This window comes from Planktothrix tepida PCC 9214 (assembly GCF_900009145.1).
GTDB classification, from domain to species: Bacteria; Cyanobacteriota; Cyanobacteriia; order Cyanobacteriales; family Microcoleaceae; genus Planktothrix; species Planktothrix tepida.
The window spans coordinates 936,658-961,041 of record NZ_LN889782.1 but is presented as its reverse complement, the minus strand read 5'-3'; the positions used below and the strand labels follow the sequence as shown (position 1 = coordinate 961,041).

General features: G+C 39.9%; 17 protein-coding genes and 1 pseudogene. 13 read left to right on the top strand and 5 right to left on the bottom strand.

Features of this window, described 5'->3' with window-relative positions:
- The first annotated feature begins 52 nt into the window (after positions 1–52).
- On the top strand, positions 53–799 hold the full coding sequence (locus PL9214_RS07135; protein WP_222425207.1) for a DUF561 domain-containing protein: 747 nt from the start codon (positions 53–55) through the stop codon (positions 797–799).
- Between the two features lie 103 nt (positions 800–902).
- On the opposite strand, the gene PL9214_RS07130 is transcribed toward PL9214_RS07135, so the two are convergent.
- Entirely contained in the window at positions 903–1,535 is a 633-nt protein-coding gene (locus PL9214_RS07130; RefSeq protein WP_072718098.1) for a calcium-binding protein, read from the bottom strand.
- A gap of 197 nt (positions 1,536–1,732) precedes the next feature.
- Between PL9214_RS07130 and PL9214_RS07125 the strand changes: the two genes are divergently transcribed.
- On the top strand, positions 1,733–2,389 hold the full coding sequence (locus tag PL9214_RS07125; RefSeq protein WP_072718097.1) for a DUF2301 domain-containing membrane protein: 657 nt from the start codon (positions 1,733–1,735) through the stop codon (positions 2,387–2,389).
- 144 nt (positions 2,390–2,533) lie between these two features.
- Here PL9214_RS07125 and PL9214_RS07120 read toward each other — a convergent pair whose 3' ends face one another.
- From PL9214_RS07120 to PL9214_RS07110, 3 genes are all read right to left on the bottom strand, one after another.
- On the bottom strand, positions 2,534–3,556 hold the full coding sequence (locus PL9214_RS07120; protein ID WP_072718096.1) for a hybrid sensor histidine kinase/response regulator: 1,023 nt from the start codon (positions 3,554–3,556) through the stop codon (positions 2,534–2,536).
- Between the two features lie 142 nt (positions 3,557–3,698).
- On the bottom strand, positions 3,699–5,303 hold the full coding sequence (locus PL9214_RS07115) for a PAS domain S-box protein (protein WP_072718095.1): 1,605 nt from the start codon (positions 5,301–5,303) through the stop codon (positions 3,699–3,701).
- Between the two features lie 261 nt (positions 5,304–5,564).
- Positions 5,565–6,893, bottom strand: a complete 1,329-nt coding sequence (locus PL9214_RS07110; protein ID WP_072718094.1) for a cytosine deaminase — start codon at positions 6,891–6,893, stop codon at positions 5,565–5,567.
- 588 nt (positions 6,894–7,481) lie between these two features.
- Between PL9214_RS07110 and PL9214_RS07105 the strand changes: the two are divergent.
- The 10 genes and pseudogenes from PL9214_RS07105 to PL9214_RS07065 form a co-directional block, all read left to right on the top strand.
- A pseudogene (locus PL9214_RS07105) lies at positions 7,482–9,011 on the top strand (ferredoxin--nitrite reductase); the annotation flags it as partial.
- 6 nt (positions 9,012–9,017) lie between these two features.
- Entirely contained in the window at positions 9,018–9,341 is a 324-nt protein-coding gene (locus PL9214_RS33020) for a 2Fe-2S iron-sulfur cluster-binding protein (protein WP_367400315.1), read from the top strand.
- A 65-nt stretch (positions 9,342–9,406) separates the two neighbouring features.
- Positions 9,407–10,744, top strand: a complete 1,338-nt coding sequence (locus PL9214_RS07100) for a CmpA/NrtA family ABC transporter substrate-binding protein (RefSeq protein ID WP_072718092.1) — start codon at positions 9,407–9,409, stop codon at positions 10,742–10,744.
- Between the two features lie 144 nt (positions 10,745–10,888).
- Positions 10,889–11,728, top strand: coding sequence for a nitrate ABC transporter permease (ntrB, locus tag PL9214_RS07095; protein ID WP_072718091.1), 840 nt, complete (start codon positions 10,889–10,891; stop codon positions 11,726–11,728).
- Between the two features lie 42 nt (positions 11,729–11,770).
- Positions 11,771–13,774, top strand: coding sequence for an ABC transporter ATP-binding/substrate-binding protein (locus tag PL9214_RS07090; protein WP_072718090.1), 2,004 nt, complete (start codon positions 11,771–11,773; stop codon positions 13,772–13,774).
- A gap of 33 nt (positions 13,775–13,807) precedes the next feature.
- Positions 13,808–15,802 (top strand): nitrate ABC transporter ATP-binding protein, encoded by a 1,995-nt coding sequence (locus PL9214_RS30015; protein ID WP_083579906.1) that lies wholly within the window; start codon positions 13,808–13,810, stop codon positions 15,800–15,802.
- Positions 15,803–16,025: 223 nt separating this feature from the next.
- Positions 16,026–18,200 (top strand): molybdopterin oxidoreductase family protein, encoded by a 2,175-nt coding sequence (locus PL9214_RS07080; RefSeq protein WP_072718089.1) that lies wholly within the window; start codon positions 16,026–16,028, stop codon positions 18,198–18,200.
- A gap of 270 nt (positions 18,201–18,470) precedes the next feature.
- Positions 18,471–19,205 (top strand): hypothetical protein, encoded by a 735-nt coding sequence (locus tag PL9214_RS07075; RefSeq protein WP_072718088.1) that lies wholly within the window; start codon positions 18,471–18,473, stop codon positions 19,203–19,205.
- A 235-nt stretch (positions 19,206–19,440) separates the two neighbouring features.
- A complete protein-coding gene (locus PL9214_RS07070; protein WP_072718087.1) occupies positions 19,441–19,776 on the top strand; it encodes a XisI protein in 336 nt (111 codons plus the stop codon).
- Positions 19,777–20,600: 824 nt separating this feature from the next.
- Positions 20,601–22,349 carry a helix-turn-helix domain-containing protein gene (locus PL9214_RS07065; protein ID WP_072718086.1) on the top strand — a complete coding sequence of 583 codons (1,749 nt, stop codon included), beginning with the start codon at positions 20,601–20,603 and terminating at the stop codon, positions 22,347–22,349.
- Between the two features lie 190 nt (positions 22,350–22,539).
- On the opposite strand, the gene PL9214_RS07055 is transcribed toward PL9214_RS07065, so the two are convergent.
- Positions 22,540–22,920 (bottom strand): DUF3110 domain-containing protein, encoded by a 381-nt coding sequence (locus tag PL9214_RS07055; RefSeq protein WP_072718085.1) that lies wholly within the window; start codon positions 22,918–22,920, stop codon positions 22,540–22,542.
- A gap of 146 nt (positions 22,921–23,066) precedes the next feature.
- Here PL9214_RS07055 and PL9214_RS07050 point away from each other — a divergent pair, with 146 nt between their 5' ends.
- The gene (locus tag PL9214_RS07050; protein WP_072718084.1) at positions 23,067–24,197 is read left to right on the top strand and encodes a class I SAM-dependent methyltransferase; all 1,131 of its coding nucleotides are present in this window, start codon (positions 23,067–23,069) and stop codon (positions 24,195–24,197) included.
- Positions 24,198–24,384: the final 187 nt, after the last annotated feature.

Genomic DNA, 24,384 nt, shown 5'->3' with positions numbered 1-24,384 from the left:
TTACCTCAGATAGTCAGAGTCCTGAAGGGCTCACTACGTCAATAATAGAATTATGATGAATTCATCCTTACAACGAGCATTCAACCAAGGTAACGCCCTGAAAGTAATTAGCGGTTTAACCAATTTTAACGTCGGACGGGTCGCCTCTGTGGTGAAAGCAGCAACTCAAGGCGGTGCAACCTTTGTGGATATCGCAGCCGATCCTAGCTTAGTTCAAATCGTCCGTCAATTAACGTTTCTCCCCATCTGTGTTTCTGCGGTTGAACCTGAGAAATTTGTAACTTGCATCGAAGCGGGTGCAGACTTAATTGAAATTGGCAACTTCGATGCGTTCTATGCTCAAGGACGACGTTTTGAAGCCGCAGAAGTGCTGCAACTGACCCACGAAACCCGTGCGTTATTACCCCATATTACCTTGTCTGTTACTGTTCCCCATATCCTCGAACTCGACCAACAAGTTGAACTGGCTCTCGAACTCGTCAAAGCGGGTGCAGATATCATCCAAACCGAAGGCGGAACCAGTTCTTCCCCGGTTCATGGTGGCACATTAGGACTCATTGAAAAAGCCGCTCCCACCTTAGCCGCCGCCTCAGAAATTTCTCGCGCCGTCTCCGTTCCCGTATTATGCGCTTCGGGTATTTCTAATGTCACAGCACCGATGGCCATTGCTGCGGGTGCTGCGGGTGTTGGCGTGGGTTCAGCCATTAACCGTCTCGATAACGAAGTCGCAATGGTGGCGGTGGTTCGTAGCTTAGTCGAAGCCTTAGCAACGGTTCAAGCTAACCGAGTTTACGCTTAAAAAGGCAATAGGGAATTACGAATTACGAATTACGAATTACGAATAGGGAATGGGTAATGGGTAAGAACGCTTCTATTCCCTGTTCCCTGTTCCCTGTTCCCTGTTATAAATAATTCACAAACCACGTTAAATAATCTTCTATTAAACTAAAGTTTGGAGAATCTTCATCGGATACTTTTAATTCAGCTAAAGGAATTGTAAATTTTCGATTATCGCTGACTCGTTTAACATCAACCAGAATCCCTTCCATTTCATCAGTTTTGTCTTGAAATTGCCCTAACAAAAAAATATCCGTGTAAGAAGGATTTGTTTTTTTCAATTTTTCATATTCACTAGAACTCCCTGAACCATAAAGATATTCTTCTTCCCAAATAAATTCCTCTGTTCCTGTTAAATAACAAGGTAATTTAATCTGAGCTTTTAAATATTTCAGATATCGATTTAAAGTTTTGGAAGTTACTTCTAGGTCATCAGTACCTAGAATCTTTTCCATTTTTTCCTCAAATTCTTCAACATTAAAATCATCATCTTCAAACAAACTGGAAACATTCAAAAATCCCATTGACTCCATTTGTTCAATGAGATTGGTCATGGAATTGAGTAACTCTTCTTTAAAATGCTCTCTTTGCTTATTAACTAAACCCGATACAATCGTTTCATCGATTTGAAGGGGTTTCAAATCCTCTCCTGGTGGTTGTAATTTCTTTTTGTTTTTGTTTTGATACAGTTTAGACATTCCGTTACACCAAGCACAGTAGTTCTTTATCTCAACCCTAGAGTATTTTTAAGTGATCTTTTTTAAGGTTTTTAGTTGTAGAGATGCTTTAAGCCACATCTCGACCCATTTCGACCTCAAGATTTTTCTATGGGGAAGGGAGTAAAATTTAGTATATCGTGGTACAGGTCTTTTTTGAATTATCAAGGGGAACAATTATGGTACAAACACAACAACCTTCTCTACCCGTTATTTATCAAGGACAATTTGGTGAGTACACAATTGATGATAGCGATCGCTGGAGTGTGATCCTTTACCGGACTGGCTTAATCATAGCAGCCCTATGCTTTACCATAGCAACCGGATTAATTTTGTTCCAAGAAAATAATCCTTTGGTTATACAAGCATTAACCCCCATCTACTTCTGTTTTTGGTTTGGGTTAGGGTTGAGTTTAGTCATGATTCATATTTATTTAATCCCTTTACACCAATTATTACAACTTTTTTGGTTAATTGGAGGAATTGCTTCTGCGGTATTTGCTTGGGTGGATGACGAACCTTTAGCGTTAACTATTTATCACCATCCCTATACTTTATTTGGGGTAGGGTTTACCTTTGTTGCGTTAACGGGGATTTATTTTAAAGAAGCCTTCTGTTTTAATCGCATGGAAACCAAACTATTAACGCCGCTAGTTCCTTTATTATTACTGGGATTTATTGCGGGAATTTGGTCGGTTTCTGCTCAAAAAATTTTCTTAGCATTTTGGGCGATTCAATTTATCATTTTTGCGGGTCGAAAAATCTTCCAAGATATTCCAGGAGATATTGGGGATAAAAGCGTTTTTGACTATTTAAAAAATAGACAGTCAGCCTAATACATAAATTAGGTTTTAGGTAGGGATCAAAGTCCCCCTTAACAAGGCAGATTTAGGGGGATCTGATCAAAGCTTTAATCATCTGAATAATCTGGTAATTCCTCCTATAATATTGATGATAAATTCCCGACATCTGACACCTGATTACCCAGGAATATGAATTGTAAAAATAGATCCTTTTGGGTGATGATCTTCCAAGGAAATACTACCGCCATGGGCTTCTATTGCGATTTTGCAAAACGCTAAACCCAAACCAATTTGACTCACACCTTCTTGAATTGTACCAATCTCATATTTTTGGAAAAGTGTTTGTCGGGTTTTTTCACCAACACCTGGCCCTGAATCAATCACTTTCACTGTTGCGCCCCCATTTTCTAAATATTTTGCTTGTAATAAGATCTGGCTTTGACTGGGAGAAAACTTAACTGCATTAGAAAGTAAATTATCAATGACTCGGCGAAGGATAACAGCATCAACTGAAATGTTGCCCCTCAGAGGAGGTAAATCTGAAACAATTGTAATTTTTTTATGCATGGAAATTAACTCAAAATCTTGGATCGCTAATCTACAAATTTCACCTAAATCAATTGTTTTAAAATTGAGCATCATCTTCCCTGATTCTAACTTAGCCATCATCAATAAACTATCAATCATGACTTGTAATTGAGTGGAATTTGCCTCAATTTGTTGAATTTTTTTCTGCTGTCTTTCCGGTAATAAACTGGGCTTTTTCAGTATCGCGGTTGAAAACAGAATACCCGCCAAAGGATTTCTGAGATCATGTACTATCATGTTTACCATGTCTTCTCGCAATTGCATCAACATTGCTATGCGATCATACTGTTGTTTAATGCGTAACATTGAACGAATTCTGGCTCTTAGTTCAATTCCATTGACGGGTTTACTAATAAAATCATCAGCACCCGCCTGTAAACATTGGGATAAATCTTCTTTACTCGAAAGGGCTGTCACCATAATCACCGGAATATGTGACCATTGGGGATTCGCTTTAAATAATTTACAGAATTCTATGCCATTCATTTCTGGCATCATCACATCTAACAAAATGACATCAGGTTGAGAAGTTTCGAGAAGATTAAAAGCTTGTTTTGCCTTAGAAACGTAACCTAATTCATAACCTTCTTTTGCTAGTAAAGTATCAAAAATNCAGGAAAGGGATGTTCAATAGTTTCTTGAGTTTTTGTCTGAATAATTTGATTGAGAGTAGTATTCCATAAATTAATAATCTCTGCACAAAATCCTAAATCTTCCAAGGTCTTACCGATTAAGTTAGTGGCAGGTTGTTGCATTAACTTCTCGATGGCAGGATTAAAATAGACTGCTNAGGAAAATCTTCAGGATAATAGAGTATGCTAATATTTTGACCAATGGCTTCAGCAGCAGTATAACCATAGAGTTTTTCCGCTCCTCGATTCCAAGTGCAAATTTTCCCAGAAAGGTCAGTAGAAACGACCGAATCGTGGATTCTTTCGAGAATCTCAGCTTGAAATTTTAACATTTGTTCATGATGTTTGTTCTGGCTAATATCGCGGGCAATACAGAGAAATGAATAAACTTCCCCGGCTTCATTGAATTCGGGGACAATCCGAATTTGAAGCCAAATCGAGCTATTCAAATCAGGAAAGGGATGTTCAATAGTTTCTTGAGTTTTTGTCTGAATAATTTGATTGAGAGTAGTATTCCATAAATTAATAATCTCTGAACAAACTCCTAAATCCTCCGGGGTCTTGCCAATTAAGTTAGACGCGGGTTGTTGGACTAACTTCTCGATCGCGGGATTAAAGTAGAGATAACGCATTTCGAGATCAATGCGATAAATAATATCTGTGGCGTTTTCGACTAAAGCGCGAAATTCTGCCGCTACGCGCTGGCGTTCGAGTAATTCAGCATCGATGTGTTTGTAAAGTTCTGTCTCTAACCATTCATACATTTCTGCTTGTTGAATGGCGATCACCAGTTGTAACGCTAACTGCTGTAACAAATTGATTTCGTCATCTTGCCATTGACGGGGGCGATCACATTGATGGGCGATTAATAACCCCCATAAATTATACTCAGTTTCTGGTTTTGAGATTGAACAACTGGTTTCTGAAGTATTGTAGTTACTTAATAAGAGTGGCACAACCAAATTAGCCCGAACATCAAAGCTTTTTAACATCTCGCGATGGCATTCAGCGATGTCAGCGATGTCAATATCTGAGGCTACAAAAACTCTACCTTGGCGATAGGGTTGCAGATAGTTTTCCTTAAAACAGACATCTTCGAATTGGAGGTTGAAACAGACCCTATTCGGGGGTAATACGGATTCTGCTACCATCACCCCACTGAAATCAGGCAAAAATTTGTAGATTAAAACCCGATCAGTCTGGAGACACTCCCGCACTTCCTCCACAGTCCTTTGTAATACTTGTTCTAATCGCAGAGATTCGCGAATTCGCAGGGCAATACTGTTAACTAAATTCTGCTGTTCTTGTTGACGGGCGATTTGCCGTTTTAAGCTTAACTGTTGTAATAAAAACAGAGTTTTCTGGCGAATCTCAGAACTGCTCAATTTCCCTTTAACCCAATAATCGTATGCACCATATTTGATAGCCTCGGTGGCGATGGTTTCGTTTCCCTCTCCTGTTAACAGGATTACCGGGACAACGCTGTTTCTATAGCGTTTTTGCCATTCCTGCAAAAATACCAATCCATTATCATCAGGTAATAGATAATCCAACAGGATCAGATCCGGTAGAGTCCGATCACAAATCTCTAATGCTTCACTCACTAATTCTGCTTCTAAAATTTGATAGTAGCAGATCGTCTCTTTGTATAAATAACGACAAAAAATTTCTCTATCTTCTGCACTATCATCTACAGTTAAAATGGTGTAGGTGGGTTTGTTATTCATACAGGGTGCAAGTCATAATCTGGTTTGCTTGATTAAAGTATAGTTTAAATCTGTAGTAAAGTAAAAAAAGATTCTTTATGAAATTTTTAGTTTTTAAAATTTATAATAAATATTTTTGATTGTTATAAATATAACAATCAATTATTAATATAGACAAAAATAAATCATTAAAATCTTGTCTTTTTAAAACCGCTTTTTTTTGAGAAGAATTTCCCTAGGTTGATCTAATCAAAACTTAGAAGCCTATAATCTCAACTTTAATTAAGGGTGATGGAAAATCAGATCATCTAATTCTGAATAATCGGGTAATTTATCCTCTAATATTTTACCTTTTCTTACCACAATGCGATCGCTTTGTTGACGGGATAAGATTTCACTCAAATAACGACCTTTAAAAATAATAAAATCTGCTGGAAGTCCGACACCAATTCGTCCTACATCTGATAACCCCATTAAATCGGCTGGAGTTGTTGTAACACTACATAACCAATCTTCAAAAGGTCGATCTAAATGGCAAATTCTCACCGCCATTTTAAACACTTCTAAGCTATCATGATCGCCAAATCCATAAAACGGATCTCGACAATTATCACTCGCAAAAGCAACGGGAACCCCGGTTTGTTTCAATTCATGAACTAAGGTTGTCCCTCGCCAGTGGGGGGTTTTTGGAGATTCAGAGGAATGATATTGACGATCTTGTAAATAGAGATTACACATTGGTAAACTCACAACCCCAATTCCGGCTGATTTAACTAAATTTAAGGTATGTTGAACAACATCATCGGGTTGTACGGCTAAACTACAACAATGTCCGCAAACAATTTGACCTTCAAAATTATATTTTAACGCTGCTTCAGCAATTTTATATAAACAAATTGATTCTGCTTCTCCCGTTTCATCAACATGGAAATCTAAGTTTAATTTCCGTTCTTTAGCTATTTCAAAAACTCGGTTAATTTGCTGATCTAAATCAGCGTTCATATAGGCAACTCCCCCTAAAATTCCGCCTAATTCTGCAATTTTATCAATAAGTTGTTCACCCTCTGGCGTTAAATAATAATCCAAAGAAGCTAAAGCCACCGCTTGTAAGATTAAACGATTTTCCCATTCTGTTCTTAGGGTTTTAAACACATCCCAACTTAAGTCTATTAACCGTCCTGAAGAATCTAAATGAGTCCTAATCGCTTTTGTTCCATGTACATAACTACACTTTAATCCAAATTCCATGCGTCGATAAATATCTTCCGCCGTCCAGGTTTCTTCATCTTTAAACGTGGCCGTTAACGCATCGTTAAAGGTTCCTTTTGTATTCGGCGAACGTTCCCAAATATGACCTTTATCTAAATGGGTATGAACATCTACAAAACAAGGCCAAATCTGTTGTCTCTGTAAATCTACGGTTGTAATATTATCTGATTCACTTTGACCCGCAATCACAATTTGCTCAAAGAGTCCCGATGCAATTTGAACATCCACGACTGCCATACCTTCTTGATTGACTGAATTTGCGATGGACTCATCTTTATCTTTGAGTACACAAACGGGAACACGAACATTTTTTAAGCAATAACAAGAGGTATTAGGAATCATAAGTGGCGGATAGAAAGAGGGTTTCTATACTTTTTAACATGATTTCAGCAACAACTGGAAAGAAAACCCGTTTCTGAGTCTAAGTAGAGCAATAGAAACCGGGTTTCTCTGCTTTTTAACATGATTTCAGCAACAACTGGAAAGAAAACCCGTTTCTGAGTCTAAGCAGGGGACTAGAAACCGGGTTTCTCTGCTTTTTTAGCTTCTTCCGTAAGAAGCCCGGTTTTTGAGTCTAAGCAGGGTTTTCCTACGCCAAAGCTAAAAACTCTCTAAAGATTGAGGATTATGCAAAAAATGTATGGTAGCAATGCTAAATTTTCATAAACTTTTAAGTTTTGTAACATTAGCTACGATTGTATCGAATTTTCAGCACTAACTTATTCATATTCCTTAACCGTTTGGTTGAAGAACAGAGATGAAAGCTCTCACTTTAGGATGATTTTCACCCTAAAATTCAGCAATTTTTGACATTTGAGTCTCGCATGATACGGTTTGCCTTGAATAGACCTGTTAGGATTTGGCCAAATTTGATCCATTTTTCATTTTGGCCTAACGAGTTCGAGACCGAGCAATACTGAGGAATAGGCTATGACCAGCACACTCCCACAAAAGGTGGCTACCAACAAATTTGAGAAACTCAAAGCAGAAAAAGACGGTTTAGCCGTCAAAGACGAAATCGAAACCTTAACCCGACTGGGTTGGGAAGCAATGGACGAAACAGACCGAGACTACCGCCTGAAATGGTTAGGGGTTTTCTTTCGTCCGGTGACTCCGGGTAAATTCATGCTGCGAATGCGTTTACCGAATGGGGTCATCACCAGTGAGCAGATGCGGGTTTTGGGGGAAATCGTGCAACGCTACGGTGATGACGGTAATGCTGATATTACCACAAGACAGAACCTTCAGTTAAGAGGAATTCGGCTTGAGGATATTCCTGACATTTTCCGGCGCTTTGAAACCGTTGGACTCACGAGCATTCAGTCAGGAATGGATAACGTGCGAAACATCACAGGTTCACCCGTTGCGGGGTTAGATGCAGATGAACTGTATGATACCCGCGAGTTAGTCCAACAAGTTCAAGACTTAATTACCAATCACGGAAAAGGCAATATTGAATTTACTAATTTACCGCGAAAATTCAATATTGCGATCGCCGGATGTCGGGATAATTCCGTTCATGCTGAAATCAATGATATTGCCTTTGTTCCCGCATTTAAACAGGATATTTTTGGGTTCAATGTCTTAGTGGGAGGCTTCTTTTCTGCCACCCGTTGTGCGGCTGCTATTCCCTTAAATGCCTGGGTACAACCCCATGAAGTAGTGGGTTTGTGTCGAGGTATTTTAGAAGTTTATCGAGACAATGGGTTAAGAGGAAGTCGTCAAAAAGCTCGGTTGATGTGGTTAATTGATGAATGGGGGATTGACAAGTTCCGTTCGGAAGTGGAAAAACAAATGGGTTATTCTTTAGAACCCGAAGCGGAAAAAGACGAAATTCTCTGGGAAAAACGGGATCATATTGGGGTTTATAAACAAAAGCAACCAGGATTCAACTATGTGGGATTAAACGTTCCTGTTGGGCGGTTGTATGCCAACGATATGTTAGAATTAGCCCGAATTTCTGAAGTCTATGGTGCTGGTGAAATTCGTTTAACCGTTGAGCAAAATGTCATTATTCCCCATATTTCTGATAGCCGTTTAGAAGCTTTTCTCACTGAACCCCTTTTAGAGAAATTCTCCATTAGTCCATCGGGTTTAAGCCGAGGGTTAGTGTCCTGTACAGGCGCACAATTCTGTAACTTTGCTTTAGTTGAAACTAAAAATCGGGCTACGGCATTAGTAAAAGAATTAGAAGCAGAATTAACTGTCGAAAAACCCGTGCGAATTCATTGGACAGGCTGCCCTAATTCCTGCGGACAACCCCAAGTCGCTGATATTGGATTAATGGGAACAAAAGCCCGCAAAGATGGTAAAGTTGTTGAAGGCGTTAACCTCTATATGGGCGGAAAAGTTGGGAAAGATGCTCAACTCGGTGAATGTGTTCAAAAATCCATTCCTTGTGACGATTTAAAACCCATTTTGCGACAAATTCTTGTAGAGCAATTTGGCGCTAGACTCAAAGATGGAGTGGATTTAACAAGTTCAGACTCTGAGATTAATTCCCAAAACAATACCCCAGAAATACCCGTTAAAACAGCCACAATTGTTTTTGCTAAATCGGGTAAAACCATTACCTGTACAGAAAATGAACTCATTCTCGACGTAGCAGAACGGGAAGGAATTCCAATTCCCAGTAGCTGCCGTTCAGGAAATTGTGGAACTTGCCAACAAAAATTAATTGAAGGGCAGATCCAATATAATAACAATCCTGATGCTGCGAAAGACCTAGAACCGGGTATGATTTTAACCTGTAGTGCCCAGGCGATAAATACAGTCGTTATTGATGCTTAACGACTCAAAGATTAAGCAAGAAAACCCCATCAATTATTTACCAACACGGAATAAAGACATAGGACATGAGTAAGCTTTCACGACGTAAATTCCTTTTGACGGCTGGTGTTACTGCGGCGGGAACCATCTTTGTACATGGTTGTACTTCCGGTACTAATTCTTCAACAACTGCCTCTAATCCTTCCCCGGCTGCAACGGCAGTTCCCGCAGCGAATATTAATCCGGCTGATGCACCAGAAACACCAACGGCAACATTAGGATTTATTGCTTTAACCGACTCTGCCCCCTTAATTATTGCCTTAGAAAAAGGCTTATTCGCTAAATATGGAATGACGGATGTTAAGGTGGTTAAACAAGCCTCTTGGCCTGTCACCCGTGATAACTTAGAATTAGGGTCTGCTGGTGGAGGAATTGATGGGGCTCATATTTTATCCCCTATGCCTTATTTAATGACATTAGGAACGATTACCAAACAACCCGTTCCCATGTATCTTTTAGCCCGATTAAATACCAACGGTCAGGCAATTTCATTAGGGAAAGATTACCTGGATGCTAAAATAACTATTAATGATAGTGCTAGATTCAAAGACCTTGTATTAGGGGCAAAGAATTCAGGAAAAGAAGTCAAAGCCGCCATTACATTCCCCGGAGGAACCCACGATTTATGGATGCGCTACTGGTTAGCTTCAGGGGGGACAATTCCTGATAGTGATATTTCGATTATTCCAGTTCCGCCTCCCCAAATGGTTGCTAATATGAAAGTTGGCAATATGGAAGGCTTCTGTGTGGGTGAACCTTGGAATGCTCAATTAGTGAATCAGAAAGCAGGATATACGGCATTAATTACTGGAGAATTGTGGAAAGATCACCCGGAAAAAGCCTTTAGTATGCGCGCCGACTGGGTAGATAAAAACCCCAAAGCCGCAAAAGCATTAACAATGGCGGTCTTAGAAGCGCAACAATGGTGTGATAAACCCGAAAATATTGAAGAGATGTGTCAAATTGTTTCCCAAGATAAGTGGTTTAAAGTACCTGTAAAAGATATTATTGAGCGCTCTAAGGGAAATATTGACTTCGGTGATGGTCGGGTTGTAACCGCCAGCCCCATTGCGATGAAATTCTGGAGAGATAACGCTTCTTACCCCTATAAAAGCCATGATACTTGGTTCTTAACGGAAGATATTCGTTGGGGATATTTACCGCCCGATTTAGATATTAAAGCCACCGTTGATAAAGTCAACCGTGAAGATATCTGGAAGGAAGCCGCAAAATCGTTAAATGTTCCCGCAGAACAAATTCCAGCAACCCCTTCTCGTGGTGTTGAAACCTTCTTTGATGGTGTCCAATTTAACCCCGATGATCCTCAAGCTTATCTTAATGGTTTAGCCATCAAAAAAATCTAATATTCTCTATTTGACCCCCCCTAACTCATGAAAAAAAAGGGTAACTCAATAATCAAAGTCCCCCTTTTTAAGGGGATTTAGGGGGATCAAATCTAGGGATATATCAGTAAAAATCTGATTCAAATTCACTCATCTCTAACAGTCATGACCACTAGCATTAAAGTCCGTTCTAGCAGTAATAATCCTCTCAATTTTGTCTTTGATTGGTTTAATAAAAACCGTAATAAAATCATCCGCCCGTTAATTGCAGTAGTTATTTTCCTCGCCCTTTGGCAACTGTTATGTTCAGGAGAAAACCCTAACTTACCTTCTCCCATTACCACCGTTAAAGAATCTTGGCAATTAATTATTAACCCATTTTTTGATAATGGAGGTACAGATAAAGGGTTATTTTGGCAAGTTCTAGCCAGTTTACAACGAGTTGCCATTGGATTTACCTTATCGGCAATTGTTGGAATTGCATTAGGGATTTTAATCGGGACAAATACCTTTATGTATGATGCCTTAGATCCCTTATTTCAAATCCTCAGAACAATTCCTCCCCTGGCTTGGTTACCCATCGCCTTAGCTGCCTTTCAACAATCCAATCCTTCCGCGATTTTCGTCATCTTTATTACAGCAATTTGGCCAATTATTATTAACACCACCGTCGGCGTTCAACAAATTCCCCAAGACTATAAAAACGTAGCTAGAGTGTTACGTTTACCCCGACAAAAATACTTCTTCAAAGTATTATTTCCTTCCGCCGTTCCTTATATCTTTACCGGGTTAAGAATTGGCATCGGTTTATCTTGGTTAGCCATTATTGCGGCGGAAATGTTAGTCGGTGGAGTTGGTATTGGGTTCTTTATTTGGGATGCCTATAATAGTTCTCGAATTAGTGCCATTATCGTTGCTTTAATCTATGTTGGTGTTGTGGGTTTAATCCTCGACCGCACCATTGGTTTCATTGCTTCAAAAGTGGTTCCCGCCGAGCAAAAATAAACTCTGATTTCCGTCAATTGTTCACCTTTCTTACCTGAAATTATGTCTGTATTCGTCGAAGTTGATCACGTTCATCGCGTTTTTAATCTCCCCAATGGAGAACAATATATTGCACTGAAAAATATTGAACTCAAAATTAAAAAAGGTGAATTTATTTCATTAATCGGACATTCGGGCTGTGGAAAATCGACCCTTTTAAATATTATTGCCGGGTTAGATCAAGCCAGTCAAGGTGGAATTATTGTTGAAGGTCGAGAAGTCCGTGAACCTGGGCCAGATCGCATGGTAGTGTTTCAAAATTATTCCTTATTACCTTGGTTAACGGTACGAGAGAATATTGCCTTAGCCGTTGATGAAGTTTATCGCAAACGGTCTAAAACTGAACGAAAAGAGATTATTGAACGACACATTAAATTAGTCGGTTTAAGACAAGCTGCTGATAAATTACCCGGAGAAATTTCAGGGGGGATGAAACAACGAGTTGCCATCGCCCGTGCCCTTGCTATTCGCCCCCAATTATTACTTTTAGATGAACCCTTTGGGGCGTTAGATGCGTTAACCAGAGGCGGGTTACAAGAGCAGTTAATGAAAATCTGCGAAGCGAACCAAGTCAGTGCTGTGATGGTAACGCACGATGTCGATGAAGCCTTGCTTTTATCGGATCGCATTGTCATGTTAACCAACGGCCCAGAAGCGCATATTGGGCAAATTTTAGATGTGAATATTCCCCGTCCTCGTCAACGCATGGAAGTGGTAAATCATCCCAGCTATTATGCCCTGCGAAATGAAATTGTTTATTTCCTAAACCAACAGAAAAAAGCCAAAAAATCAACACTCAAAAAAGCTCCTACCGTTATTGCCAAAAATGGTTTAGAAAAAGTCAATTTAGATATCGGCTTTATCCCCTTAACCGACTGCGCTCCTTTGATTATTGCCAAAGAAAAAGGAATTTTTGAGGAATATGGCTTAACGGAAGTCAACTTAAGCCGAGAAACCAGTTGGAAACTGTTAGGTCAAGGCGTAGTTGAAGGGCGTTTAGATGCAGCCCAAATGGTGGCAGGAATGCCCTTAGCCATGACATTAGGCTTCGGTAAAAATCCCCCAATTCCAATGGTAACCGCCTTAACTTTATCTCGCAATGGAAATGCCATTACTTTGAATAAACAGTTGTATGAAAACGGAGTTATAACTTTAGAAGACTTTAAAAATTATATCGAAAAAAAACTTGACAAAGTGCATACATTAGGTATGGTTCATCCGAGTTCCATGCACAATTTAATGCTCAGGTATTGGTTAGCCGCAGGAGGAATTAACCCGGATCAAGATGTTAATTTAACCGTGATTCCACCGCCCCAAATGCAAGCGAATTTAAAAGCGGGGAATATTGATGGTTATTGTGTCGGGGGGCCGTGGAATGCTCGCTCTGTTCATGAAGGGTTAGGCTTTATTATTGCCAATAGTTTTGATATTTTCCCCAATGGACATACAGAGAAAGTTTTAGGGGCAACAGAAGACTGGGCAAATCGTTATCCAAAGACCCATATTGCCTTGGTGAAAGCCTTAATTGAAGCTTGCGATTATTGCGATGATCGCCGAAATCGAGAAGAAATTTTAGAGATTTTATGCCGCGATGAATATGTTGGTTCTGCACCGGAATATACCCGATTAGGATTTATTGATCCGGTTCAACGGGGGGATGGTAAACCACCCGAATTATTAGTCAATTACAATCAATTTTTTGTGGATAAAACCAATTGCCCCGATGCCACAGAATTCCTTTGGATCATGGCAGAAATGGCACGTTGGGGAATTATTCCCTTTCCGAGAAACTGGGTTTCCATTATAGAACGAGTGTTAAGAACGGATGTTTATGGTCAAGCTGCCAGAGAATTAGGATTATCCGATATGGGACGCGATCGCCAAAGTATAAAACTGTTTGATGGCACAATATTTAATCCCCATGAACCGATTAAATATCTCAAAAATCTGAAGATTAAACAGGAAATTCGGATTGAAGAAATTATCCTTGATCCGATCGCTGCTTAACTGTCAACTGTCAACCGTTAACCCTCAAACATTATGCAAATTTTAGATAATATTTCCTCTAAACCCACTTCTTCCTTAAAATCCGATGACTTTTTGGTGATTGATCAAGTGTCTAAAGTTTATGACACCCCTAAAGGGAAATATATTGTGCTTGAAGATGTTAATCTTCGGGTCAAAGAAGGCGAATTTATTTGCATTATCGGTCACTCTGGGTGTGGAAAATCCACGCTATTAAATATGGTGGCTGGGTTTAATCAACCGACAACCGGGGTAATATCCGTTCAAGGACAGTTGATCACCGAACCTGGGCCAGAACGGATGGTGGTGTTTCAAAATTATTCTCTGTTACCTTGGTTGACCGCCAAAGAAAATATTCACTTAGGGGTTGAGTCAGTATATCCTGACAAATCTACGGCTGAACAACTGGAAATTGTCAAAGAAAATTTAGAGTTAGTCGGGTTATCCGAAGCGGCGAATAAAAAACCCTCTCAACTCTCAGGAGGTATGAAACAACGGGTTTCTATTGCTCGCGCCTTAGCCACTCGTCCCCAAATTTTAATTTTAGACGAACCCTTTGGAGCCTTAGACCCCATTACCCGCGAAGAATTACAGGAAGAACTGCTCAATATTTGGCAAGATCATCGGATTACAGTTTTAATGATTACCCATGATATTGATGAAGCCTTGTTTTTAGCCGACCGTTTGGTGATGATGACCAATGGCCCAGCCGCCCAAATTGGGGAAATTTTAGACATTCCCTTCTCCCGTCCTAGAAATCGGGCGAAAATTATGGAAGATCCGCGATATTATGAATTGCGGAACTATGCTCTCGATTTTCTCTTCCGACGTTTTGCTCATCACGAAGAAGATGAAGAGACTACCGAAGAGATCACAACAGAAGATAAAACCCCTGACACGGGATTAGCACAAAGCACTACAATAGCACCCAGTTCTAGTCATATAGCAACAGAGGTGCTGAATATGCAACCCAATAGACCTAACCCGGATGAAAATCCCTATGCTAAAACGCCTGAACCTGAACTCACTCGTGGGGTTGATCCGGTAATTCCAGATAAAAATCCCTATGCTAAAACCCCCGAACCTGAGTTTACTCATGGGGTTGATCCGGCGACTCCACCTGAAGAAATGTCGCCTGCAACAAAAACAGCGATATTATTTTCACTCTGGGGAGTGATTATCGCAACCTTAGTGGGCTCATTAGTTTTTAATTCCACGCCCACTACCGCAAATAAAGAGGCAGAAACCCCAGAACCATCTGCTACGACGATGGAAACAGAAACCACCCCCGTTGCTGAAACGGTTACTCCCATCACCACGGCTTCTCCCACCCTATCCCCCACTCCGACTGCTACCTTATCCCCTACTACAGTTCCCTCGGTCAGTCCTTCTCCCTCCTTGGAGTCAACCGCAACTCCTTCACCGAACGCAGTAGCAACGACATCACCGAGTCCCAATAGCCTTGGATCGACAACAACCCTTCCCTCTCCCAGTTCAACAACGGCTATTGCCCCGACAACAACCCTATCTCCATCCCCAACAACGATTTCACCCTCTCCCGTTGCGACTGCATCCCCAACGCCTGAAAGTTTAGCGGCGACTACAACTTCCCCATCTGCAACGGCAACCGCACCTACCACAACGGCCTCACCCTCGGTTTCTTCTTCTCCGGTGGCTACCACCTCGCCGACTGAATCAGCAACATCCATTAGTAGCACAACAGCAACCCCTAGTGCTGAGGATCTTGAACAGTTAAATCAAGAGGTTTTTGCCACCATTAATCAAGCTTGGACAAACACTCCGGTAACGGCTGTATCCGTTTATTTGATTAAGGTAAGTCGAACCGGGGATATTTTAAGTTACGAAGCTAAATCTCCCGATGCGACTCAAAATGTTAATAATACCCCTTTGCCGAAGTTAGTCAAGTCGGATGTTACCCAAACTCCTTATACCCAATTTGAGGCAACCTTTACTCCCGTAGGAACTTTAGATCTCAAATCGGCTCAATAGGAAATTGAATCGGAGGAATTGGGAGTTAATGATTATCCTAATTCCTCTAGGGAAAAGAATGGGGAATAGGGAATATTAGTTAATTCCTAAATAGTACGATTTTTATAGCCAGTTGATCCGCAAGAATAAATACTTATACAAAATCTTGAGTTGTTGAGCTTTAGGCTAAAGATTGAGAGGCTTCAGCCAAACAACTCTTTTTTGAGCAAACAATGATAAAACAATGAAATTAATTCAAACACTTTGTCCATTTTGTGGTGTGGGTTGTGGTTTAGAAATTGTCTCTACAGCAACAACTGATCAAGAGATTAAACGGGACGAACAGGGAAACCCGATTTGGAAAGTTCGAGGCGATCGCCAACATCCCTCTAGTCAAGGCATGGTCTGTGTTAAAGGAGCTACCGTCACAGAATCCATTCGTCGTGATCGCCTTTTACACCCAATGATCCGAGAAACCTTAGATCAACCCTTCCGACAAGTGAGTTGGGATGAAGCCTTAAATTTGATGGTAGAACGTATCCAAACGGTTCAACGTGATTATGGTTCCGATGCGTTATCTATGTACGGTTCCGGTCAGTTCGTTACCGAAGATTATTATATTGCCCAAAAACTGATGAAAGGGTGTTTAGGAACCAATAATTTTGATGCAAATTCTCGTTTATGTATGTCTTCTGCTGTATCAGGTTATGTTCAAAGCTTAGGTTCCGATGGCCCCCCTTGTTGTTATGAAGATTTAGAATTAACCGATTGTGCGTTTATTGTCGGTAGTAATACCGCAGAATGTCATCCCATTGTTTTTAATCGTTTCGCTAAATATCATAAAAAAAATCCTGACGTTAAATTAATAGTTGTTGACCCTCGATATACCCCAACTGCCGAAGCCGCCGACCTACATTTACCCATTCGCCCCGGAACGGATATTGATTTATTTAATGGCATTGGTTATTTATTATTAAGATGGGGGGATATTGATGCAGTTTTTATTGATGAATGTACTCGCAACTTTCAACAATATGCTCAACTTTTACAATCCTATACCCCCGAAATTGTAGCTAAACGGTGTGGAATTACAATTGAAGCATTAGAAACAGCCGCCCGTTATTGGCAACAATCGAAACGGATTTTATCGTTATGGTCAATGGGATTAAATCAGTCTTCCGAAGGTACTGCAAAAGTGCGATCGCTGATTAATCTACACTTAATGACAGGTCAAATTGGTAAAGCAGGTTGTGGCCCCTTTTCCCTCACTGGACAACCCAACGCCATGGGAGGACGAGAAGCCGGAGGACTTGCCCATCTATTACCCGGTTATCGCTTTGTCAACAACCCCCAACACCGGGCTGAAGTTGAACAGTTTTGGGGAATTCCTGAAGGTCGCATTTCTCCCACCCCCGGACGCACCGTTTGGGATATGATTCTCGGTTTAGAACAAGATGAAGTGCAGTTTCTCTGGATCGCCGCCACAAATCCGGCTGTTAGTCTACCCGATCTCGAACGTACCAAAGCCGCCTTGTTAAAATCTCCCTTTACTGTCTATCAAGAAGCCTACTATCCCACCGAAACCTCAGCCTATGCCCATGTCCTCCTCCCCGCCACCCAATGGAGCGAAAAAACGGGAGTGATGACCAACTCAGAACGGCGTGTTACCTACTGTCCAGGGTTTGATCAACCTCTGGGAGAAGCTCGACATGACTGGGAGATTTTTGCCGAAGTCGGACGACGCTTAGGGTTTAAAGAACAATTTGCCTTTCAAACCTCGGCGGATGTCTATGCTGAATTTGTGCAACTCACGTCAGGTCGTCCCTGTGATATGTCGGGGTTAAGCCATGACCGTTTGCAACATCAAGGGCCGACCCAATGGCCTTGTCCCGCAGGAAGTACGGAGCCCGGTCGCCAACGCTTATACACTGATAATCATTTTGCGACCCCCGACCGTCGGGCAATTTTTGGCGGGTATCATTCTAAAGGGTTGGCTGAGCCCAGTGATCCGAATTATCCCTATGTGTTAACAACGGGTCGTCTGTATGGTCATTGGCACACCCTCACCCGCACCGGAAGAACCAACAAAACCCAACAAATGCACCCCGACCCCTTTATTGAGATTCATCCCAAAGATGCAGGGAATTTAGGGATTGAAAATGGTGATATTGTTGAAGTGCGTTCTCGGCGGGGAAGTTGTCAATTTCCGGCTAAAGTAACCGCTTTTATCGCCCCTGGAACTGTATTTGTCCCGATGCACTGGGGGACATTATGGGCATCGGACGCAGAAGCCAACACGTTAACCCACCCTCACGCCTGTCCCGACTCTCGCCAACCAGAATTAAAAGCCTGTGCTGTCCAACTGAAATCAGTTATCAGTCATCAGTTATCAGTTATCAGTCAAGAAGTGGATAGTTGATTCACTCTATAATGCTTTCACTAATCACTAAATATCAATAGAAACTGGGTTTTTTGGGTTCTCGCTGGTTAGGGAACCTTTTGCGATGTCCATCGACTATTAAAGTAAGTCAGGAGTTAGGAAAATTGCTGACTTGCCTTTTCCCCAGATAGCCTCGGAATTCTGATCACAACTGTTAAAATCTTCTCTCAGGATGATGTAAACGCCCCCAGAAAGTTTTAGTTTAAAATCAGGAAAAGAATCCACCATTTTCTCAAGTTGAGCAAACCTATGAAACCGACATTAACCTTAGCGACATTGGTATTAGCAGCCAGTTCTATGCTTCCAGCTTATGCTGTGATGCCTAACAACCCCATTAACACAACTTCTTCAAGACAGTCCTCTCAAGATTTAATTCTAGCTCAAAATAATTTTGATCAATATCGTCAACAGCGTCATGCACAGTTAGAACAGCAAATGCGGGAAGAGGTAAAAAAACCTCAATATAACAATTTAACTTCAGCCCAAAAAGCTCAAATGATTCGGGATGCTCATAATGCCCTCGATCAAAGTTTAGATCGGGAATATGAAACCTGGAAACAACGGCAATCTAATAATGGCCGTAATAATAACAATGGTCGTTATAATAATGGTCGTTATAATAACAATAATCGCAATAATAACAATAATCGTAACGATCGCTATAACCAACAATCATTTGATCAATATCGTCAACGCCGTCATGCGGAGTTAGAACAGCAAATGCGACAAGAGGTGAGAAAACCTCAATATAACAATTTAACCTCAGCCCAAAAAGCCCAAATGATTCGAGATTCTCACACTCAGTTAGATCAACGTTTAGATCAAGAATATGAAGCTTGGAAACGGGGAGACAACAACGGAAATTATAATAATGGTCGGTATAATTCAGGAACTTATAATGGCAGCGATCGCTATGATCGTTATAATCGTAACAATCAAACCTATCCCCAACCCTATCCCAATAATGGTCGTTACACTCGTTAATTGTAGGGTACTCCATCCCAGTGTTCACACTATCTAGGATGATTGATTTATCAAGCCAAAATAGAGCCTTGAATTAAAGCTCAAACCTATTAAAATAGGTTGAAAAATTAATAAAGCTAAAACTTTAGTTGGTTAAAACTGACTAAAGTTTTTAGTATTGAGGAGTAAGGTTAGTGATTAATAAATATCGAGTTAATTTATTAATTTTTGAAAGTCAAAAGGAGGAAATTGTTCAATGGATAGTTTAGTTCAATATCGAGAAATTATTCAAGCAAAACTTAAAGAATATACAGAAATCCCCTATGCGTATGGGGATTTACAATGTCGTTTGATTGTGAGTGAAGATAGAAACAACTTTTTATTGATTACTTTGGGATGGGAAGATGATGTACAGATTCATGGATGTTTGGTTCATATAGAGGTGATTGGCGATAAAATTTGGATACATCGAGATGGATTAGAGGATGGAATTGCCAATGAGTTAGTTAAGGCAGGAATTCCCAAAACTAAAATTGTTTTAGGGTTTCATCCCCCTAATATTCGTCCTTACACGGAGTTTGCTGTTAATTAATAATAAAAACAATTACGGGCGGGTTTAGTTATCCCTATGATTGTCAGTTCGGGGTATTTGAACGAATTTAAGCCGTTTCAGCCTACGGAAAATCAAAGTTTTCCCTTAAAGTGACAAAAGGGGGTTATTTTGCAATGACTGAAAAAAAATTCCAAAAAGTATTGCAGATTAAGCAAACTCTTTGTTAGTATTTCCATCAGGTAGTTTTTGCAGATGCCAAGTAGCGCCCCAACCTGAAGGGAGGACGCTACGGCTATCGCATGACTACAAGAAGGTTAACGTAATGTAGACAAGGATAATTTATTGTATGAATCCTAAATACTTGCGTTTTAGCCTGATCCCACCTCTGCTTCTAATGCGAATTTCCGATGGAGGCATTGCAGGGTTACTAAGTGACACAACTTTAGTAATTTTATGTGTGGATCTAGCTGCTTGGGCTTGGCGGACACGAGCAGCTAAGAACCGGATACACTAACGGACGATAAGCCAACAATGATAAAATTTAACCTTCTATTTCCAGTTGATCGGCAAATCAACTGGCTTTTTTTCGGTTGATCGGCTACGCAGCCATCGTCAGAGAGCTTGAAAATCATGCACACTTTTTATCGTGTGTTTTATCCTTTAATCGTTAATTATGCGACTATTTATGCAATATCGCAATAGAAATAAGTAAGATAAAGTAAACACTTCAATAGAAAAAAGTCAACACAAAGTAAAATAAAGTAAACACTTCAATAGAAAAAGCCAACACAAAGTAAAATAAAGTAAAATAAAGTTAGTTCTAATTGTTATTAGAGGTTGCTGCTTACTATCTGGATATATCTATGGACATCACTTCAGCGTTAGGCTTTATCAGTTCACAACTGAGGGCTGAGAAACTCAAGACCTTGAGTCCCCTTGAAACTATAATCTTGGAAGAAGCCTGGAAGGGTATAAATGGTAAAAGATATAACGAAATTGGAGGCTGGTATAACTTTTCAGGTCACAGTGTTAAGATGGCTGCATCTAAACTGTGGCAGCGGTTGTCAGACCTATGTGGAGAAAGAGTTCAAAAGAATAATGTGCAAACAGTTGTAGAATGCTACTATAACAGAGTTGCGATCGCCATTCCTGAAAATATTGTTAATGAAAATATTAATTTTATCGGTCGTGAAAATGCGATCGCTCACCTTCAAACTAAAATCAATCAAGGTGCAAAAATTATTTTAATTCAAGCCGCAGCAGGAATTGGTAAAACAACTCTGGCTACAGAATTTCTGAAGAATCAAAATTTTGATAAAATCTTATATTTGACGATGGCGAAGGAAAGGGAAACTATCTCGCCTGTTGAAAGTATTGTTGAGGAATGGCTGAAAAAGGATTTTGAAGAGGAACCTGGACGGGATTTTATGGTGTCCTTGGGACGGCTAAAACGACTGTTACAAAATCAAAAAATTGGGATATTAATTGATAACTTAGAACCTGCACTAGATTCTGAGTTTAGATTTATTGAACCCCATCGAAGTTATATTGAACTATTGAGGGTGTTAACAGATTCGATGGTGCAGTCAGTAACTTTAATCACCAGTCGTGAACGGTTGTGTGAAGGGGATATTACGGTTGAAACCTATCGTTTACCTGACTTAGACTATTCTGCCTGGAAACAATATTTTGAATATTATCAGATTAATAATCATGAGTCTATTTTAACAGAAATGCACAAAGCCTATGGTGGAAATGCCAAGGCAATGCGAATTCTGTGTGGTGCAGTTCAAGAAGATGATCAAGGAGATATTCAAGCTTATTGGAATTTTAATAAAGCTGAACTTTTAGCTAAACCCGATTTAAAAAATTTAGTGAATTCTCAGTTTAAGCGTTTGCAAGAACTTGATATTAATGCGTTTAAATTATTAAATCGGTTGGGATGTTATCGTTATCAAGATGTTCCAACTGTTCCTTATAATGGGTTATTGTGTTTATTATGGGATGTTTCAGAAGGTGAACAGCGTAGGGTAATTGAGTCATTAAAAAATCGTTCTTTAGTGGAATTTAAAAAGGATGAGTTCTTTTTACATCCGATGATTAGAGAAGAAGCGATCGCACGTTTAAGAAAAAGTGGAGATTGGGAAACCGCTAATATTAAAGCTGCGGAGTTTTGGACAGAGAGTGTTAAGAGTATTGAAACCCTACAAGATGGATTAACAGCTTTAGAAGCTTATTATCACTATGTTGCAATCCAAGATTTTGATAATGCAGGCGAAGTAATTACACGAGAGCGAGATAAAGCAATCCTATATTCAGAAGAAAGTAATTATTCTCAGTTAAAAGCAAAGTCTTTAACAGGTCTAGGAGAACTTTACCGAATACAAGGCGAATTTGCAACCGCACTTACCCATCATCAAGAATCGATAGAAATTTTAGAAAATATTGGGGCAAAATGTGATTTAGCTGAAGCTTATTATCAACAAGCTTTAACCTATCAACAGATGGGGGATAGGGAAAACAGCAAACCTAATTTTGATAATGCAATTCAACTATTTACAGAAATTGAAGCGCCTCGACAGGTTGAGAGGGTGATAAAGTCGATCATTTGAGAAAAAGCAGGTTATTCTAGCAGCTTAGTGGAACTTAAACACATTTGCTGATGCCATTGGAGCCTTTCGCACAGCAATATCTTTTCGATTTGTGGAGTGGCTCCAGCATAATAGGGATATATTTGCAGCCTACAAAACAAGTTTAGGCTTGATTTGGGCTTAATTTTTGTTTAAGTCCCAATAACCCCATTTACAATAATCCTTCAAGTCGTTTCCGAATATCATCCAGTTCAGGAGAGGCAAATTCGGGCTCCTCCTGTTCCTCTTCTAAGGGCTCGGCTTCAATTTGCCAGTCGGTTTTATCCACATTCTGTTCCGGGGGAATTGCTAACTCTCCAGATGCAATCAGTTCCCAGTCATAGTCAACGCTTTGGCAAAACTCCTTAATTTCCTCTGCATCAAGAGCTTCAACCAGTGGAGTCGGGAAATCCTGAGCCTCCAGCAGCAAGCCATAGCGGGTGGCATCATCCTCATCTTCAAACATTAACACTTTATTGCGATCGCCCATCTGAATCGTATGAATCCCCTCATTTTCTGTTCCCGCATTGAACAGCAGCACATAAACTCGCATAGCTTTTCATGAAGTTGTAATAACTATAGCTTTACTATCTTACAGCCAAACCGTCAAAATTTTTTTCAGGTCTGCCTGATTGTTTTGGGTAACAGTCTTCTGTAAGATGACATTGAGAGAAATACTTTTATTTTTTATAACAGTCAATGCAGCTTGTTGATTTATCCCGTCAATCCTTAGCTTTGCAACGGTTTATTCAAGATCAAACCTTATGTCCCGCTACCTTTAATGCCGATATTTGTGCTCAGGATGAGATGTATTTATTTGCCTTAGCGAATCACGGTATACCGGAGCGCGCCTGTATTCGTTATTATTTTAATGGCCGTCGAATTTTAGATACAGTTCATCAGGTTTTAAACTGGAATTTTGAAGATTTGAATCGAATTTCATCCTTTTTAGATTTTGCCAGTGGTTATGGACGTTTCACTCGATTTTTAGTTCAGGATCTCCCTCCTCAAAAGATCTGGATTTCGGATATTTATGCTCAAGCGGTTGAATTTCAAAAAGAACAATTTGGGGTTCAAGGAATTGTTTCAACCACCTATCCCCAGGATTATCCAATTCAACAATCCTTTGATTGTATTTTAGCTTGTTCTTTCTTTAGTCATCTGCCTGAAGCTACGTTTTTCTCGTGGTTACAAAAACTTTATTCTTTGCTTTCTCCCCAAGGAATATTAATGTTTAGCGTTCATGATCGACTTTTATTACCTTCTCATTTAGCCATTTCACCAACCGATATTTTATTTATTCCCAATAGTGAAAGTCGCAGCTTAGATGTTAATCAATATGGCACAGCCTATGTCGGTGAAACCTTCGTGGCTAATTGCTTAAATACCATTAGTAAAGGAGAAGCAATTTATTCTCGAATTCCCCAAGGAATTTGTCGGTATCAAGATTTATATCTAGTCACCCGCCATCCTCAAAAACCCTTATCTTCCCTAAAATTTAGTCACAACCCCCAAGGAAAAATAGAACAGTGTGAATTAACCTCAGAGGGAAACCTTTTATTAAAAGGATGGGTATCAGAAATTAATCCCCATAGCCAATTAGAAGAAATTTTAGTTTTCGTCAATGGAACGTTAATCCAAAATTGTTTACTCTCTATTCACCCCTCAGAAACTGAGTCTCAATGGTCTTGGTCTTGCCAAGTTCCTCTGGGTAAAAATTCTCAACAATCTATTATTTTAATTAAAGCTATTAATTCCCAAGGATTAGAATGGGTCTTTGAAACAACAACTGTAGAAAATTTAATTCAAATCTATAGTAATCTTTTTTAACACGTCAAAAAAAAATCTAATAAAAATCATCCTGAAACCCTTTCACTTCTTACTGTTCCCTGTTCCCTGTTCCCTGTTCCCTGTTCCCTGTTCAAGTAGTGCTATAGTTTGAATTTATCATAATTTAACATATCTATTAAAATCTTACCAAAATTTTACCTATATTTTACGAATTATCTCTAAAAGA

Excerpts from the sequence above, each read along its gene's own strand:
- PL9214_RS07135 (WP_222425207.1), top strand. The coding sequence starts at position 53 with ATGATGAATTCATCCTTACAACGAGCATTCAACCAAGGTAACGCCCTG.
- PL9214_RS07130 (WP_072718098.1), bottom strand. The coding sequence starts at position 1,535 with ATGTCTAAACTGTATCAAAACAAAAACAAAAAGAAATTACAACCACCA.
- PL9214_RS07125 (WP_072718097.1), top strand. The coding sequence starts at position 1,733 with ATGGTACAAACACAACAACCTTCTCTACCCGTTATTTATCAAGGACAA.
- PL9214_RS07110 (WP_072718094.1), bottom strand. The coding sequence starts at position 6,893 with ATGATTCCTAATACCTCTTGTTATTGCTTAAAAAATGTTCGTGTTCCC.
- PL9214_RS07100 (WP_072718092.1), top strand. The coding sequence starts at position 9,407 with ATGAGTAAGCTTTCACGACGTAAATTCCTTTTGACGGCTGGTGTTACT.
- ntrB (WP_072718091.1), top strand. The coding sequence starts at position 10,889 with ATGACCACTAGCATTAAAGTCCGTTCTAGCAGTAATAATCCTCTCAAT.
- PL9214_RS07090 (WP_072718090.1), top strand. The coding sequence starts at position 11,771 with ATGTCTGTATTCGTCGAAGTTGATCACGTTCATCGCGTTTTTAATCTC.
- PL9214_RS30015 (WP_083579906.1), top strand. The coding sequence starts at position 13,808 with ATGCAAATTTTAGATAATATTTCCTCTAAACCCACTTCTTCCTTAAAA.
- PL9214_RS07080 (WP_072718089.1), top strand. The coding sequence starts at position 16,026 with ATGAAATTAATTCAAACACTTTGTCCATTTTGTGGTGTGGGTTGTGGT.
- PL9214_RS07075 (WP_072718088.1), top strand. The coding sequence starts at position 18,471 with ATGAAACCGACATTAACCTTAGCGACATTGGTATTAGCAGCCAGTTCT.
- PL9214_RS07070 (WP_072718087.1), top strand. The coding sequence starts at position 19,441 with ATGGATAGTTTAGTTCAATATCGAGAAATTATTCAAGCAAAACTTAAA.
- PL9214_RS07065 (WP_072718086.1), top strand. The coding sequence starts at position 20,601 with ATGGACATCACTTCAGCGTTAGGCTTTATCAGTTCACAACTGAGGGCT.
- PL9214_RS07055 (WP_072718085.1), bottom strand. The coding sequence starts at position 22,920 with ATGCGAGTTTATGTGCTGCTGTTCAATGCGGGAACAGAAAATGAGGGG.
- PL9214_RS07050 (WP_072718084.1), top strand. The coding sequence starts at position 23,067 with ATGCAGCTTGTTGATTTATCCCGTCAATCCTTAGCTTTGCAACGGTTT.